Below are 16,714 nucleotides of genomic sequence, written 5' to 3'. Positions count from 1 at the left end.
GTGTGGTAACTGCTTACCCAGGCTGTTGACCACGGGACCTTCGGTGATTTGTATCGGGGCGTTGTCGTCGCCGCCGCAGGCTGTTGCGCAGAAGAAAAAGAGGAGGAGAGCACGGACCGCGAAGGCGTGGGAGGACATCATGCGAACTACCTCTGATCGAATCAGGACCGGACATCGAACACTTCGCGCCCGAAGGACAGGCGATGCCGCGATAGGGTAATCGATCGACCAAAGAGTCGACCACGCGACAGGAAACGTGCTCGATCTATCCGGATATGTGGTTTTGCGTGTTTCCTGTAAAATGAACACCCACCCTTACCCCGGTCAACAGAAAAGCGCGGGGCAATCAGAAAAGCGCGGGGCGACAGAAATGCGCGGGGCGATCAGAAAAGCGCAGGGCGATCAGAAAAGCGCGGGGCGACAGAATAGCGCGGGAAGGTCCGCCCGGCTCTCTTGACACCGGGGATGCTGAAGGATAGGTTGATGGCGGCTCGTTTCACACACCCGAGCTGTCCCGCTCACCCGCGTCGATCCGCACACCCGCGTCGTCCGTTTACCCGAGCCGGCGTATGAACCTCGCCAGGCAGTCCGGACCATGTCCCAACCACACGCAAAACCTTCCCGCCCCACGCTGCGCAAGTCCCTCGGGCTCTTCGACGGCATTACCATCCTCGTCGGCATCACCATCGGGGCCGGAATCTTCTCGGCGCCCCAGATCATCGCGGGCTTTACCGGGTCCTTCACGCCTATCCTCTGGCTCTGGATCGCGGGCGGGGCCTTCATTTTCATCGGCGGCCTGGTCTACGCGGAACTGGGCAGCCGGATACCGGACACGGGCGGCGAATACATGTACATCAGCCGCGCTTTCGGTCCCTTTGCCGGGTTCATGTTCGGCTGGTCCCAGCTGTTCATTATCCGCACCAGCCCCCTCGCCGGGCTCGCCATTGTGACCGTCAACTACTTTTCCTATTTCGTCGAAATGACGAACGTCGAACGGATCGCCGTCGCCCTGTTCATCATTCTGCTGCTGACCATACTGAACTACGTGGGCGTTCACCGGGCCGGCTTCTATCAGCGACTGACCACGGTGCTCAAGGTCTCCGGCCTGATGCTCCTCGTTGTGCTTGGATTCACGCTGGATTACGGGGGCGAGAACCTGCTGGGTACCGCCGTGGCGCCGACCGGTACGCTGGGGCCCGTCGGCAATATCATCGCCGCCGCCTTCATGGTGGTCTTCGCCTACATGGGATTCGAACGGGTAGGCTACTCGGCGGGCGAGATGAAGGATCCCAGGCGCACCATTCCACTGACCATGTTCGTGGGGATCACCGCGATCGTCCTGATCTATGTCCTCGCGAATCTCCTTTATCACCAGACCCTCGGCATGGAAGGCGTCCGGTCGAGCAGCATCGTGGCTTCTGACACGGCCGTGCTACTGCTGGGCCCCCTCGGCGCGGGGTTCATCGCCGTTACCGTCATGATCTCCACGACCGGCAGCATGAACGGGACCTTCATGACCGCCACGCGGGTCTATTACGCCATGGCGCGAGATGGACTATTCTTCAAGTGGCTGGACTACATCCATCCCGTGTACCGCACGCCTTCGCGGGCCATCATCGCCCACGCCGTATGGGGAACGGTCATCCTGCTGTTCCGGGGGACCTTCGAGACCATCATGGCGGGGATGGTGTTCGCGGTGCTCATCTTCTTCGGGGCCAACACCCTGGCCCTGTTCAGGCTTCGCCGCATGGGCGTCGGCGCCGAAGGCGGGTACCGGGTGCCGCTCTATCCCTGGACGCCGGCCCTCTTCCTGGCAGGCATCGTCGTTCTCGTCGTGCTGCGCGCCACCTTCGAGTGGTACAACTCGCTGATCGATCTCGCCTTTATTGTTACCGGCCTGCCGTTCTGGTTGATCTGGCGCAAGGCGAAGCGCTAGATCCGGTCGTCAATCTGGCCCGGTGTCAATCAGGTCCAGGTGTCAATCCAGTCCGGCTATCAACAGAAGCCGGGTTTAAAGCGAATGCGGCTACCTTCCGAATCCTGCGTGATCCACAATATCAGATTACTCGTTCATTTTTACCTGCCAACACGCCTCGATATGGCATCAAAAAAGTCTGCCAGATTGACCAGGCAGTGCGCGACTATGCCGGGGCGAACGCTTCGCGTGTGGATGGTTGTGTAGATGAGTGGCAGGATGCCCAACGTTCGAACTGGAATCATCCAGGGCGCGTCAAAATGGTATATGGAGAAAAGCAAGCTGTGTGCGACGGGTTTCAGGCGCCCGAACTGGCTGGGCATTCTTGGAAGCAGATACCCACGGAAATAGAGTTCCTCGGTTATGGGAACGAGGATACCGGTGAGCGCGATGTTCGCGAATAGAACGAGCCCTGCGAACTCCGGAACTCCAGCAATCTTGTACTTTGCGAAGACACTGAAACCAATGAACGCTTCAAGTCCATGGGTTACCGGCTCAAATACCAGGAAAATAACCGCGGTCGGCACCAGGATCGCTGGAACCCACACGAAATAGCGAGGCCAGGAGACTGGACGGTTGTATACAACGATGCCTGCGAGCGACCACCCGGGGTTGCGCCGCTTCTTGGCCAGGTAGTAGAGGTAGCCCAGCTGCATGGGAATCAGCACGAATATATTGGAGAGTACGCCGATGAATAGTTCCGGAGGTAATGACGGGTTCCACAAAGTCGCGAATCCCAACAAGGTCGCTGCAACGTTTGCGATGCCGGGAGCGATATGAAGAAACAGGCACTTCCCCAGAGAATGAGGCTCAATCGCCGAATCGATCGGGTTTCCAGCCAGCCGATCCGATGCAGTTGCATTCACTGTTGAACCTTTCTTTTCTCAAACTCGTTAAACGAGCCTGTGTTTTCGCCATGGTACGCTTTGACAACATGCAAAACCAGCCATTAAGATCCATCAGTTTTCCCTTTACTGAAATGCGTTCTGCGTGTATATTAAACCGTTCAAATCAAGTGTATTCAATCATTAAACTAAGTGTCAACTAAGGTCGCCTGCAAGGTCACGAGAAATAGATGAGCTACCAGCTGACGGACAGTTTCGGCCGAACGATCAACAACCTTCGGGTCTCGGTGACGGATCAGTGTAATTTCCGCTGTATCTATTGCATGCCCGAAGTGGGGATGATCTTCCAGCCGCGCGAAGAGATCCTGACATTCGAGGAAATCACGCGTTTCGTCGGGATCGTCACCGGGCTGGGCATCTCAAAGCTGCGATTGACCGGGGGAGAGCCGACCGTTCGCAAGGACCTGCCGGTACTGGTGCGCATGCTCGCGGATATACCCGGCGTCCGGGACATGGCCATGACAACCAATGGCTTCCTGCTCAAGAAGATGTCCCGTGATCTGCGCGAGGCGGGACTCCCCAGGATCAACGTCAGCCTGGACACGCTGGACGAGGAGAAGTTCAAGGAAATGACCCGTCGCGACGTCCTGCACAAGGTACTCGACGGGCTGGAGGAGGCGACCCGGCATTTCCAGCTGCCGATCAAGATCAACGTGGTCGCCATGAAGGGATACACCGAAGATGAACTGCTGGACTTTGCGAAACTGGCGCGTACGGGACCGTACCAGGTGCGTTTCATCGAGTTCATGCCGCTGGACGCGGACCGTTCCTGGACGCGCGACCAAGTGCTGGACGGCGCCGAGATCATCGAACGGATCGGCGCGCATTGGCCCCTGGATGCCGTGAAGCGGCCCGACCAGCGGGAGCCGGCCGACCTGTTCCGGTTCCGGGACGGCCAGGGCGAGATCGGACTCATCGCTTCGGTCAGCGAACCCTTCTGCGGCAGTTGCAACCGCATACGCATCACGGCGGACGGCAAGCTCAGGACCTGCCTGTTCTCCATCAACGAAACCGATATCAAGGCCCTGTTGCGGGGCGGCGCCTCGGATGCGGAGATCGCCGAGACGGTGATCGAGGCCGTGCGGAACAAGGAACCGGGGCATCACATCAACGAACCCGATTTCGTCCAGCCGGAACGGACCATGTCCTCCATCGGCGGATAGCAGGAGATCACTATGAGTCAGCGGATGTCATCTCAGGAACTCCTCGCCCAGGTCAAGGGCGAAGTGAATGAGATGTCCATGGAAGAACTCAAGGAAAAGCTGGACCGGAACGCCGACCTAGTCCTGATCGACGTGCGCGAGCAGGACGAGGTCGACCAGGGCGTCATCGTCGGAGCGACCCATATTCCGAGGGGATTTCTGGAACTCAGGATCGAAAACACCGAGAGCGACCGGAACCGGGAAATCGTGCTGTACTGCGCGGGCGGCAACCGCTCGGCGCTGGCGGCGCAATCGCTGGAAGCCATGGGATACACCAACGTTATCTCCATGCGGGAGGGCTACACGGGATGGAGCGCCGCGGGCTTTCCCACGGTCCAGGAACGGGCCTTGAGCACGGAAGAACGTCTCCGGTATTCCCGGCACCTGATCGTGCCCGAGATCGGGGAGAAAGGCCAGGTGAAGATCCTCGACGCCAGGGTGTTGCTGGTGGGGTCGGGCGGACTGGGATCCCCGTCGGCCTACTACCTTGCGGCCGCCGGTGTGGGCACCATAGGGCTCGTCGACTTCGACGTGGTGGACGTGACGAACCTGCAGCGTCAGATCATCCACGGCACGTCCGACATCGGACGTCCCAAGGTGGTGTCCGCCCAGGAGACGATCAACGACCTGAACCCCGACTGCAACGTGATCCTCCATGAAACCCGCCTCATGGCCGACAACATCATGGAGATCATCAAGGATTACGACATCATCGTCGACGGCTGCGATAATTTCCCGACGCGGTACCTGGTGAACGACGCCTGCGTGCTGGCCGGCAAGCCGAACGTCCACGGCAGTATCTACCAGTTCGACGGTTACGCCACGGTGTTTCATCCGGATAGGGGACCCTGTTACCGCTGTCTATATCCCGAACCGCCACCGCCCGGCGCCGTGCCCAGCTGCGACGAAGCCGGCGTACTCGGCGTCCTTCCCGGGACAGTAGGACTCATTCAGGCCACCGAGACCCTCAAGCTCATACTCGACCAGGGCGATCCGCTCATCGGCCGGATCCTGATGTACGACGCGCTGGACATGACCTTCCAGACCTTCAATGTCCAGAAGGATCCGTCCTGTCCCCTTTGCGGCGAGAATCCCACGATAACCGAGTTAATCGATTACGAAGCCTTCTGCGGCTTCGCGCCGGCCGCCGGTTGACGACGGGCGGGTCGCGCAGCTTATTGGTCTCGCGGCTTCCTGGTCTCGCGGCATCCTGGTCTCGCGGCTTCTTGCAGGCAAGTCGCCCGGCTCGCGGGTTTTCCGGAAAAGCAGGCGACGGCTGAACCGGCCGGTTCGCCCGGGCTGCCCGGTCCACCCGGGCAGGTCGGGTATTGGCAGGACGGGTATACTGTGTTCGCTAATCCAAATACACTTCCATCCGCAAACCCATAAGGAATCTCCACCATGGCGGAACGAATCGGTTTTATCGGCCTCGGCATCATGGGAGAGCCGATGTGTCGCAACCTCATGAAGGCGGGCTATGCCTGCACCATGCACACCCGGACGAAATCTCGTGCGGAAAAGCTCGTGTCGGAAGGTGCCGTATGGAGCGAAAGTCCCAGGGATACGGCCGTCAAGTCGGACGTGATCATCACCATCGTGACCGACACGCCGGATGTCGAGAAGGTCATTCTGGGTGAAGGCGGGATCATCGAGGGCATCAGTCCCGGTTCGGTCGTCATCGACATGAGCACCATCTCCCCCTCGGCCACGCAGACCATGGCCGCGGCGCTCGAGGAGAAGGGCGCCGACATGCTCGATGCGCCGGTCAGCGGCGGCGACACCGGGGCGATCGCGGGGACCCTTTCCATCATGGTGGGTGGCAGGCAGGAAGTCTTCGACCGGTGTCTGCCGGTTTTCGAAGCCATGGGCAAGAGCATCAACCTGATCGGCGATCACGGTGCGGGACAGATGACCAAGCTGTGCAACCAGGTAGCGGTCAGCGTAGCGAACCTCGCCATGGCGGAAGCGCTCATCCTGGCGGCCAGAGCCGGCCTGGACATGGAGAAGATGCTCGCCGCGATCAGCGGGGGCGCCGCGGGTTCCTGGCAGCTGTCCAACCTGGCGCCACGCATCATCAAGCGGGACTTCGATCCGGGATTCATGGTGAAACTGCAGCAGAAGGACCTGCGGCTCGTGCTGGGCGCGGCCTCGGAACTCGGACTGGGACTGCCCGGTGCGAGCCTGGCCCACCAGCTGTTCAATGCTGTCGAGGCCGCGGGCGAGGGCGACGAGGGCACGCAGGCCCTGGTGAAGTCCCTGGAACGCATGTCCGGGGTGGAAGTACACGGCTAGAAACGGTCCCGGAAGGAGATCGATGCGTTTCAGCGTCCTGGTGATCCTCTTCGGTGTCGGTGCGGTCCTGATGGCGGTCGCCGTGGTGTTCATGTACGGATCGGACGGATCGGGCGAACCCCGCACGCCGGTCGAACACGGCAGAAGACTCTTTCGGCTGCAGGGCTGCGCTTCCTGCCACGCTATCGGTGGAGGCATATCCCGGGGACCCGATCTGGCCGGGCTGATCCCCCGGCTTTCCGCACGGTTGACCGACACGGTTTACCAGAAACATCTGGATTCGCTTCGGGTAGCCAGACCGGATGTGCACGCCTTTTTCGCATCACGGTACGAGCACGTGCTGGGCGCTCAGGACGAAGAGCGGATCAAGGCCTGGTTCGCAGAGCATCTGCGGAATCCCCGGTTCGATCACTTCACGGGACTGATGCCCGACTACGATCATTTGACGGAAGATCAGGTGGACCGGTTGACGGCCTTCATCCTCACCTTGCAGTAAAACTTTTCTCGCAGAATGGAGACGGAAACATGGCAGACGTTGGAAAAAGACACAGCAGGACGATCACCGACGGTCCCTCTCGCGCCCCGGCACGGGCTATGCTCAAGGCCTCGGGGTTCACCGACGCGGACCTGGCCCGGCCGATCATCGGGATCGCCAACACCTGGATCGAAATCGGTCCCTGCACCTACCATCTGCGCGATCTGGCCGAGTATGTGAAAGAGGGCGTCCGGGAGGCCGGAGGCACACCCATGGAATTCAACACTGTCTCCATCTCCGATGGGATCACCATGGGCAGCCAGGGCATGAAGGCTTCGTTGGTCAGCCGCGAGGTGATCGCCGATTCCATCGAATTGGTCACAATCGGGAACATGTTCGACGGCCTGATCGCCCTGTCCGGTTGCGACAAGACGATCCCGGGCACGGTCATGGCCCTCGGCCGGGTAAACGTGCCGTCTCTTATGCTCTACGGCGGTTCGATCATGCCGGGCAGCTTCCAGCAGCACGACGTCACCATCCAGGACGTGTTCGAAGCGGTGGGCGCCCACGCTTCGGGCAGGATGACCGACCTGGAGCTCAAGGACATGGAGGATCATGCCTGTCCGGGCGCCGGCGCCTGCGGTGGCCAGTTCACGGCCAATACCATGGCCATCGCCTTCGAAATGCTGGGGATCTCGCCCATCGGCAGCGCAAGCGTACCCGCCACCCACCCGGACAAACCGGAGGTGGGCCGCGAATGCGGTCGACAGGTCATGGAACTGGTGCGCAGGAACCTCTGCCCAAGGGACATCATGAACCGGGAGGCCTTTGAGAATGCTATCGCCGCCGTGCTCACCACCGGGGGGTCCACCAACAGCGTGCTGCACCTGCTGGCCGTCGCGCAGGAGTCGGGCGTGGACCTGCAGATCGAGGATTTCGACCGGATCAGCGAGCAGACGCCGCTACTTGCCGATCTGAAACCGGGCGGTCGTTTCGTAGCCAACGACCTGTTCGCGGCGGGCGGCAACCGGCTTGTGGCCAGGCGCATGCTGGAGGGCGGCATGCTCCACGAGGATGCGATCACGGTAACGGGCCGGACCATCGCCGAGGAAGCCGCGGAGGCATCCGAGACGCCGGGCCAGGTGGTCGTCCGGGATCTCGAGAATCCGCTCAAGCCCACCGGCGGCTACGTGATCCTCAAGGGCAACCTGGCCCCCGAAGGCTGCGTCCTGAAGGTCGCGGGCCATGAGAAGACTCATCATCGCGGCCCCGCGCGGGTCTTCGACTGCGAAGAGGACGCCATGGCAGAGGTGATGAACGGGGGGATTCAGCCCAATGACGTGGTGGTCATCCGCTACGAGGGACCGAAGGGCGGACCGGGCATGCGGGAGATGCTGGCCGTCACCGGCGCTCTCGTCGGCCGGGGCCTGGGAGAATCGGTGGCCCTGATGACCGACGGCCGTTTTTCCGGCGCAACCCACGGCTTCATGGTCGGGCACGTCGCGCCCGAAGCCGCGGTGCGCGGTCCCATCGCCGCGCTGCGCGACGGAGACACCGTGGTCTTCGACGTGGCGTCCCGCCGCCTGGACGTGGAGTTGACCGACGAAGTAATCGCCGAACGGCTTTCCGACTGGACCGAGCGGTCATCCCGTTTCGGTGACGGCGTCATGACCAAGTATGCCCGGCTTGTATCTTCGGCGGCCACGGGTGCGGTTACGCGGGCCTGACCGGATCAGGCGGGCTAGGCGGGCTAGGCGGGCTAGGCGGACCAGCCGGACCAGGCGGACTACAGTATCCCGCGGCCGAGGGCAGACAGCAGGAGTTCCACGCCCAGTTCAGCAGTGGCATTGCCCATGTCGAGGATGGGATTGAGTTCGACCAGGTCCAGGGCGCGCAGCATCCCGCTGTCGGCCACCGTTTCCATGAGCAGGTGGCCCTCCCGATAGCTGAGTCCGCCCTTGACCGGCGTACCCACGCCCGGAGCGATACCGGGATCGCACACGTCGAGATCGAAGGACACGTGCACGCCCGCCGTGCCGTCCCCCGCGAGTTCCAACGCTTTCTGTGCCACCCTTGCCATCCCAAGCTGGTCCACGTCTTTCATCGTATAGACATGGATACCGGACTCGAGCACCAGGTTGCGCTCGGCGGGGTCAAGATTGCGTACACCGACGAGTACGGTGTGATCCGCTTCGACGGCCGGTCCGGCCGGACCGAAACCCAATAGTTCGGCAGGTTCACCGCCCAGCAGTGCGGAAAGCGCCATACCGTGGACGTTGCCGCTCGCACTGATGCCGGGTGTATTCATGTCCCCGTGGGCGTCCACCCACAGCAGGCCGATGCGCTCGCCGTCGTCCCGGGCGCGTGTGGCGGTGGCCACCACCGAACCGGCGGCGAGACTGTGATCGCCGCCCAGGACGATGGGCACCGCGCCGTCGCGGTGCACGGCAAGGGCCGTATCGTAAAGGTTGCGGCAAACCTCCGCGATGTCTTCGACGTACTTCCTGGTGGGATCGCCCGGACTGCACAGTTCCCGGATAGGCGCGGACAGGTCGCCACGGTCCGTTACCGTTCTCCCCAGCACGGAGACCCTTTCGCCCACGCCGGCGATGCGCATGGCGGACGGCCCCATGTCGACGCCGCGGCGTCCCGCGCCGAGGTCAAGGGGCACTCCGATGATGTGGATGGGATCCATTTGTTATTGGTCAATCCCGCACGGGCAGTTCGCCCGGCGGTGCGATGCGGCAACCAGGCAGGGTGCGGAGAAAGGCTTCGGGACCGGGCGGACAGTAGATGGCGATGATGCGCATGGGTTCCCATCCCGTGTTGATCGTTTCGTGGTACATGTCGGCGGGTATGTGGCACATCATGCCGGGTCCGACCTTCCGTCGTATTTCCTGCCCGTCTTCCTCCACCATCTGTTCGCCTTCACCGGAGATGTAGTAGAGGATCTCCTCCACGCCGGGGTGGTTGTGCCGCTCGTGGCCCTTGCCCGGCTCGAGCACGACCAGCCCCATGCTGAAGCGTTCGGTCTCGGTCACCCGGGGCTCGCTGAACCACTTGATATTGCCCCAGTCGAACATCATGGTTTCCACGTCATCCGGCTCTACGAATCGAAGGCCCGGTTCTGGCATGGCTGCCTCCTGAGTATGTGCTTGACTGCGGTGTTTTCAACCGCGCGTCGAACCTTGTTTTAACCTGAATCAGTGTTTAAATGGCCAGTCCCTTGAAGTGACGGACCTGCTCCGTCAGCGCCCGTTCCGCGGGAAGCCTCTCGATGCTTGACGCCCCGAAGAAGCCGACAACCCCCTTCGTGTTATTCAGCACGTATTCGGCGTCATCGGGCTCGGCGATCGGCCCGCCGTGGCACAATACGAGGATATCCTCCCTCACGCCGACGGCCGCGTCGCGGATGGCTTGGACCTTCGTCGCTGCCTCCGCTAACGTCATGGCCGTCTGCGCGCCGATCGTGCCGCTGGTGGTCAGGCCCATGTGGGGCACGAGTACGTCCGCGCCGGCTTCAGCCATCTTCACCGCCTCCTCCTCGTCGAAGACGTAGGGACAGGTGAGGAGTCCGGCCTGGTGCGCTTCGGCGATCATCTCGACTTCCAGGTCGTAGCCCATGTTCGTCTCTTCCAGGTTTTGTCTGAAAAGACCGTCGATCAGGCCGACCGTGGGGAAATTCTGCACGCCCGAGAAGCCCTGGTCCTTGAGTTGTCGGACGAAGACGCTCATGATGCGGAAGGGATCCGTGCCGCAGACCCCCGCCAGCACGGGCGTGTCCTCCACGATGGTCAGGACCTCCTGGCCCATCTCCACCACCACCTGGTTGGCGTCACCGTAGGGCATCATGCCGGAGAGGGAACCGCGCCCGCCCATGCGATAGCGACCGGAGTTGTAGATGATGATGATGTCGGCGCCTCCGGCCTCCGCGCACTTGGCGGAAAGCCCCGTGCCCGCGCCCGTGCCGATGATCGGTTTGCCTTCGGATACCTGCGCCCGCAACCGCCGCAGGCATTCGTCATAGGGGATGGCCATGGTTTGCTCCGGGATGTACTGGATGATGCGTGCTGAGAAAACTTCCAAAGCGTGATTTTCGAGATTATGAACCTGTTGATTATCGACCTCGCGGCATGATTCGAGTATAGAAACTCGTGGAACCAGCGTCAACGAAATTGGCGCGCGACAGTAGCGTGCCGGTATCAGGGACCGGCAATCTGATTGAATCGGCGCTGATCGCACTGTATTTTCTCGGAAAGGAGCGCCGTCAGCTTATGGCTGGCGCCCTACCGTAACACCCTCCGAAGCCGGACAGAAGCAGAGCCGAAGCAGGACCAGATACCCTGAGAGCGCCATCCATGATCTGTACCGAGCATCTGCGGATTGTGCCCATGCGGCACGGGGATGCCCACATCCTTCGATTCGACGTCCGTGACCCGGAGCGCGGCTGGCGCACCGTGCTGTCTCATCGGGCTGTAAACAAGCACCGCCCCTGGGAGAAGGACGAAGGGCTGTCGATAGAAGACCTGGAAGTCGTGCCTTCAAATGACGAATCCAAAGCGGTCTTCACGGAAATCGCCACCCGAAACACGAATACGTTGCTTATCCGTCGCGGCGAGACCGGCGAACACGGGATCGAAGAACGGATATCCGTTGAAGCAGACAATCGGCTCCGCGTCGAGGTGCGCGATCGCCTCACACCTTCGGGCGTGCTCCTCGCACGTCTCATGAACCACTACTACTTCATGCCCGACGACCGGGCGATGGGTTACGCCCTGCCCCTGGATTTCGCGTGGATTCCCGGATTGCACGACCATGTAGATCACGTGGCCGGTGACTGGTTCTTCCGGTCGCCCTGCGTCATCGTATTGGCTCATGGGGTTTACGCCGCCATCGTGCCCGACCTGGACCGCATGCAGGAGCGGCCGTACCTGCCTCACGCTCTCGACCTGCGCGCCTGGCATCATCCCGGCAGTGGCGAGACCTACGGACTCCCCCGCATATCCTATGGAGTATGCCGGTGGAAACCGGATGGCCACGTGTTGACGGTCCGCGATGAAGCCGCACCCATCAGCGAGAATGAGATCAGTTATGCCTTCGATTTGTTGATTGGCACGGCCGAGGGTCCTGAATCGATCGTTGCCCAGGTAACGAAGTTGCTGTGGGACAAGTACGGGAAGGAGTACCTGAAGGACATACGGCCCCAGGTCATGCCCTTCGAGGAGTACGGCAGGCGGTACACCTACAAGCATGAATTAAAACTATGGGCAAAGCCTGTATCCTGCGGCAATAGAGAGGGTTACGGTATCGATAATACCTGGCGCAGGGGCGTCAATTACCACGCCTGGGAGAATGACTTTCAGGCGGGTTTCGGCCTCATGCATTACGGAAGGAAATGGGAGGACGACCATCTCACTTCCATCGCGAACGGCATGATCAACCTGCGGCTTTCTTCACCCAGGCGAGACGGCGCTTTCCCCTGTATATACAATGTAGATACAGCATCCTGGGAAGGGGCCATGTACTGGACCGCGTGGCCCGCGCACCCCATGGATGGATACGACCTCCAGTCCATGGGTGTTACGGCCTGGTGGATGCTCTACTGGTATGAACAGTACCCTGATCTCGAACGCGGCTCCGAGATACTGAACTGGATGATCGACTTCTGCCGGTTCCTGATCGACGCCCAGCTTCCGTCCGGCGCCATTCCCACCTATTTCGACCGTCAGCTCAACCCCGCGCCTCAACTCAGGGAAGACGCCCCCACGGCCATCGGCGGCGCGGTGCTGGCGAAGACCGCCCGGGTCATCGGAGATCCCGAAATGGAACGGGCCGCCGTGAGGGCCGGAGCGTTCATGAGCCGGGAAATCGTGCCGCAAATGAAGTTCCAGGATTTCGAACTCTTCTATTCCTGCGCGCCGAGACCACTGTACTGGGTCGACCCGCTCAACGGAATCCCGCCGGTCAACACGCTGGCCATACAATGGGCCGCCGACCACTACCTTGCCCTGTACCGGTTGACGGAAGACGGGCAGTGGCTGCGGCAGGGCGAGTACTGCCTTGGTCTGCTGTCCCTGTTCCAGCAGGTGTGGGCGCCGAACCGATTCGGCAAAGCCTATCTCTGCGGCGGTTTCGGCGTGATGAACTGTGACGGGGAATGGAACGACGGCCGGCAGTCCCGCATGGTGCCCACCTACGCGGACTACTACCTGGCCACGGGCAAGATCGAATACCTTGAGCGGGCCGTAGCCGCATCCCGTGCCGCCTTCGCCGCCATGGACATGGAGGAAAACCACGCCAACGGCATCAACGCCTACCGCGTCACCATGGCGGAACATGTACGGGTACCGCCGGGAATCGGGTTGTCGCCCGAAAGCCTCATGCACGGCGATCCAGAGGTGCATTCCGGAGAAGGCGGCGGCTGGACGGGCTTCAACTGGGGGCCCGGCGGCGGGCTCGCCGCGACCGCTTACCTGGAACGGCATTTCGGAGGAGTGTGGGTGGACAGTTCATCCAGAAAAGCCGTTGCCATAGACGGCGTCACCGCGGAAGTGACGGGATGGTCCGACAATGGCATTGAACTGTCCGTGGTCAACGCGCTGGGAGACTTCGCATTGCCATACTCGGCGCGGCGGATGATACCGCTGAAATTCGGCCATCTGGTCGAAGACGCATACCGCATCACGGTGAATGGTCGGAATCTGGGAGAAATACCACGTGCGACGCTGGAGCAGGGACTGAAAATCGAAGTATGACGTAACCATTTCGGAGAAAGGAACGTCCTTGAAACTGTCGTCGCCACAGCTCGAAGCATATCACCGGGATGGGTATGTCATTGTTGACTGTCCCTTTCCGCATACCTTCACCCTGGACTGCCAGAGTGCCGTAAATAAGATCGCCATCGATCCTGAGTCGGTCAATGCGGACACCCGGCGGAATCATTTCCGGCTGGCCCCGCAAATTTCCGGCTCCTACTGGTGCGCGCTCGACCATGCCCTGCCTTTCCTGCAGATCATGCTCCATCCGGAAATCCTCGAAATGGCCAGGCAGCTTACGGGCGACGACGATGTCTATCTCCGCAATGGCGGTATCAATGAACTGGCGCCCGACCACTCCTTCTGGTGGCACCGCGACAGTGAAATGGTCTACACCGAGTTCATGCACTACTTCTCCGGGGCTACGGTCGCGCAGGGCTGTCTCCGGGTCATTCCCGGCAGTCACATCGGGTCCGCCGACTCGTTCAAAGAAGAATCGGCACGGCGGCGGCGCGACCAGGGATATCCTGAAGAATACTGGGTCGATGGCATTGCGGACGTGGAACTGCCTGGAGAGGTTCCGCTCGAGGTGAGGCCGGATCAGCTGATCATACGTGATTCAAGGATCTTCCACGCGACCGGACTCAATACTTCCAGGGACGGCAGGTCGATGAGTCACTGGCTGTTTCGCAACAGCGCCAGCGACGACCACCGGTTTCATTTCGAGGATGTGCTTACAGAGGAACTGATTGAGGCGCTTTCACCCGAACAGCGGGACGCGCTTTGGCTGGGCAGGGATTTCGAGATCGCCGAGGGATATCGGGAAGAGCGGGAACGAGAGAAGGGTAAGGTGGCATGGGGAGTGGTGTGAGCAGGTTCCCTGAGCCCGGGACAGAAAGCGTCTTCGCTCAATCCTAGTTAGCCGGCGGTGAGCTCAGAACCCATAGCGCAACGACACCCGGAGTCCCCGCCCTCTGAGCATCGCCCAGGTTTCGGCGAGGTCTAACTCCAAAGGTTCGCGACTGCCGTCCTTCCAGATGACCTCGCCCGTGGCACTTCCGGTCTCTACGATTCCCCAATCCACGTATCGCCATGCAAGATCGAGCGTGATCCTGTCCGAAAGAGACGTAGCCACTCCGGCCGCCAGCATCACAGTGAAATCGACCTGTTGGCCGTCCGGAACGATGGTCTGCGTCCTGGGAAATGTCATGTGGAATTCGCTAATATCGATATAGTGCAGTCCGGCGCCGGTTCCTGCGAATACGCGAAAGGGACCGTACGTTGTGAGATCCAAGTGCGCTGCGATCATGCCGGATGCGGACCGCAGATCCGCCGATACGGACTGGAGCGCATCGGTCTGGAGGAAGTTGGCGGTCCCTTTGAAGGTGAAACGCGGGCGGTAGGATAGGGACGTTTCCAGGCGCAGACCCGGCGTTGCGAGGTAGCCAAGGCCGACCTCGACACCGCCCGCCATGCCGAAATCACCCCGCGTACCTCGAGCGATGCCGTCACCCCCCGTTCCACACCCGAAGAGCGCCGCGGGAGACGTACTCAGACAATTCCTGTCCCCAAACCTGGTTTTCGAGGACAGATCGAGGCTTGCGCCGACCCGAAGGTAGAAATTGGTCAGGTGAGTGGCAGACTCAGTCGCCTCAGCGGCAGTTTCAGTCTGGCGCACATGGTCTCTATTTGAGATTGCAGTCCCTTGGGCGTCTACCGGTTCGATATCCATGATGGCCAATACCATAACCAGGATAGAGGCCGTCCTGATCCTGATGGCTTTACGATGGTCGACAGTCATGTTCCTCTCGCTCTTTCATAATCATTTCATCAGATTTGATGTTGAAACGAGTTGGGATATCCTGCGTGAATCACACCGCATGTCCCGAATGGTCTCCTGCACGTGTTCGATTCTGATCTTGCACACATGATCGAACGAGGAGGACGGACTGCATGAACCATCAAGGGGGTAGTAACGGTCAATCAGGATCGATTGAATGCTGTGGGCAATGCGCGGATAGCCGTACCGACTCTCCTATGGGCTGCTGCAAGGTCAAACTGTGACTGCAGGTTGATCCAGAACAGCGGTTCCACGCCGAACCAGTGACCGAAGCGCAAGGCCGTGTCCGCCGTAATCGACCGCTTGCCTGAGATAATCTGGCTGATCCTGTTTGGCGGAACGTCAATCTGACGTGCGAATTCCGATGGCACAACGCCCAATTCTTCGAGCTCGTCCTGAAGAATCTCGCCGGGATGAATGGTACGCTGGAGCATGATTCCATCCTCCATGTTGCCTTAATGATAGTCTACAATTTCCACCTCTAACGGTCCCGGACTGTCACCGGGCCATCTGAAGCAGATTCGCCATTGGTTGTTTATTCGAATTGAATACTGCCCTCTTCTCTTTCCTCGGAGAGTTTCCAAACGGTTGCTGGTCAGTGCTTTCAAGGTATTAAGCGATGGGGCAGCATTCAGAATCGAAAGTCTTTTCGCAGCCTGTTTTTCAAATCCTTGAAACGAAGCGGTGAATTCGCCACTGGCGAATCGCTCGGTCCTGCGATCCTTGTATCCAAGAATCATAGCTGAAACCAAATTACAGGAGATGACGATGTACGTCAAACGTCAATTCATGAAACCAGAGAACTAATTAACGACTCGAATCTACAATAAGTAAATACAGGAGTCGATACAGGAATTTGTTAGTAACCTACTTCAGAATCCCCTCACGCCCCCACCTTCGCCTCGAAAGCCGCAATTTCCTCCGCACCTTCCAGCACGCCTATCTCTAGGTGAAAGTCGCGCACTTCGTCGGGCTCGATATGCTGCAGGAAGCCGTTCTTGCGGTTCCAGGCCCGGCCGAGCATGCTGACATTGCCCGGTTCGATGCCGGTGACGTAGGTACCTCGGTGGAAGTGTTGCCAGTGGGTGACGATAGGGATCTCCGCCTTGGGAAAGGACCAGTACAGACCCAGGCCGAGGCGATCATTGATCAGACCTACGCGGCAAAGACCGCCGGCATCGGCACGAGGATGGAGGATATAGACGTCGTCGTGTGCTTCGTCCACGGGTGCGGTAACCGTAGCATAGGTTTCGGGTCCGACCTCTCGGTC

Annotated in this window: 16 protein-coding genes; 8 read left to right on the top strand and 8 right to left on the bottom strand. The window is 60.4% G+C overall.

Annotation, left to right across the window (positions count from 1 at the left end; all coding sequences use genetic code 11):
* Positions 1–595 precede the first annotated feature (595 nt).
* The gene (locus OXH56_15500; GenBank protein MCY3556713.1) at positions 596–1,936 is read left to right on the top strand and encodes an amino acid permease; all 1,341 of its coding nucleotides are present in this window, start codon (positions 596–598) and stop codon (positions 1,934–1,936) included.
* Positions 1,937–2,076: 140 nt separating this feature from the next.
* On the opposite strand, the gene OXH56_15495 is transcribed toward OXH56_15500, so the two are convergent.
* Positions 2,077–2,841 (bottom strand): CPBP family intramembrane metalloprotease, encoded by a 765-nt coding sequence (locus OXH56_15495; GenBank protein MCY3556712.1) that lies wholly within the window; start codon positions 2,839–2,841, stop codon positions 2,077–2,079.
* A gap of 209 nt (positions 2,842–3,050) precedes the next feature.
* Between OXH56_15495 and moaA the strand changes: the two genes are divergently transcribed.
* The 5 genes from moaA (at position 3,051) to ilvD (ending at position 8,576) form a co-directional block, all read left to right on the top strand.
* Complete coding sequence (moaA, locus tag OXH56_15490; GenBank protein ID MCY3556711.1) at positions 3,051–4,043, top strand: GTP 3',8-cyclase MoaA; 993 nt, start codon at positions 3,051–3,053, stop codon at positions 4,041–4,043.
* A gap of 12 nt (positions 4,044–4,055) precedes the next feature.
* Positions 4,056–5,237 (top strand): molybdopterin-synthase adenylyltransferase MoeB, encoded by a 1,182-nt coding sequence (gene moeB / locus OXH56_15485; GenBank protein MCY3556710.1) that lies wholly within the window; start codon positions 4,056–4,058, stop codon positions 5,235–5,237.
* Between the two features lie 246 nt (positions 5,238–5,483).
* Positions 5,484–6,374 carry an NAD(P)-binding domain-containing protein gene (locus OXH56_15480; protein ID MCY3556709.1) on the top strand — a complete coding sequence of 297 codons (891 nt, stop codon included), beginning with the start codon at positions 5,484–5,486 and terminating at the stop codon, positions 6,372–6,374.
* A 22-nt stretch (positions 6,375–6,396) separates the two neighbouring features.
* Positions 6,397–6,870: a cytochrome c gene (locus OXH56_15475; GenBank protein ID MCY3556708.1), complete on the top strand. Its 474-nt coding sequence runs from the start codon at positions 6,397–6,399 to the stop codon at positions 6,868–6,870.
* Between the two features lie 29 nt (positions 6,871–6,899).
* Positions 6,900–8,576 (top strand): dihydroxy-acid dehydratase, encoded by a 1,677-nt coding sequence (gene ilvD, locus OXH56_15470; protein MCY3556707.1) that lies wholly within the window; start codon positions 6,900–6,902, stop codon positions 8,574–8,576.
* A gap of 59 nt (positions 8,577–8,635) precedes the next feature.
* Here the strand turns inward: ilvD and rocF are convergent, their stop codons facing one another.
* The 3 genes from rocF to OXH56_15455 all read right to left on the bottom strand — a co-directional run bounded on the left by rocF (position 8,636) and on the right by OXH56_15455 (position 10,887).
* Entirely contained in the window at positions 8,636–9,544 is a 909-nt protein-coding gene (gene rocF, locus OXH56_15465) for an arginase (GenBank protein MCY3556706.1), read from the bottom strand.
* A 10-nt stretch (positions 9,545–9,554) separates the two neighbouring features.
* Entirely contained in the window at positions 9,555–9,983 is a 429-nt protein-coding gene (locus tag OXH56_15460) for a cupin domain-containing protein (GenBank protein MCY3556705.1), read from the bottom strand.
* A 76-nt stretch (positions 9,984–10,059) separates the two neighbouring features.
* Positions 10,060–10,887, bottom strand: coding sequence for a phosphoenolpyruvate hydrolase family protein (locus OXH56_15455; GenBank protein MCY3556704.1), 828 nt, complete (start codon positions 10,885–10,887; stop codon positions 10,060–10,062).
* 320 nt (positions 10,888–11,207) lie between these two features.
* On the opposite strand from OXH56_15455, the gene OXH56_15450 reads away from it, so the two are divergent.
* Together OXH56_15450 and OXH56_15445 are read left to right on the top strand one after the other, a co-directional pair.
* Positions 11,208–13,604 (top strand): hypothetical protein, encoded by a 2,397-nt coding sequence (locus tag OXH56_15450; GenBank protein ID MCY3556703.1) that lies wholly within the window; start codon positions 11,208–11,210, stop codon positions 13,602–13,604.
* Between the two features lie 28 nt (positions 13,605–13,632).
* The gene (locus OXH56_15445; protein MCY3556702.1) at positions 13,633–14,475 is read left to right on the top strand and encodes a phytanoyl-CoA dioxygenase family protein; all 843 of its coding nucleotides are present in this window, start codon (positions 13,633–13,635) and stop codon (positions 14,473–14,475) included.
* Between the two features lie 63 nt (positions 14,476–14,538).
* On the opposite strand, the gene OXH56_15440 is transcribed toward OXH56_15445, so the two are convergent.
* The 4 genes from OXH56_15440 to OXH56_15425 all read right to left on the bottom strand — a co-directional run.
* The gene (locus OXH56_15440) at positions 14,539–15,336 is read right to left on the bottom strand and encodes an outer membrane beta-barrel protein (protein ID MCY3556701.1); all 798 of its coding nucleotides are present in this window, start codon (positions 15,334–15,336) and stop codon (positions 14,539–14,541) included.
* A gap of 251 nt (positions 15,337–15,587) precedes the next feature.
* Complete coding sequence (locus OXH56_15435) at positions 15,588–15,878, bottom strand: HigA family addiction module antitoxin (protein MCY3556700.1); 291 nt, start codon at positions 15,876–15,878, stop codon at positions 15,588–15,590.
* Between the two features lie 21 nt (positions 15,879–15,899).
* Positions 15,900–16,184: a type II toxin-antitoxin system RelE/ParE family toxin gene (locus tag OXH56_15430; GenBank protein ID MCY3556699.1), complete on the bottom strand. Its 285-nt coding sequence runs from the start codon at positions 16,182–16,184 to the stop codon at positions 15,900–15,902.
* Positions 16,185–16,327: 143 nt separating this feature from the next.
* Positions 16,328–16,714 (bottom strand): DUF4432 family protein (locus tag OXH56_15425; protein MCY3556698.1); only part of this gene is annotated, 387 nt, incomplete at its 5' end.

This window comes from Gemmatimonadota bacterium (assembly GCA_026702745.1).
Taxonomy (GTDB): Bacteria; JAAXHH01; JAAXHH01; order JAAXHH01; family JAAXHH01; genus JAAXHH01.
Note: the sequence above shows the minus strand (reverse complement) of the source record. Positions and strands in the feature narration are given on the sequence as shown.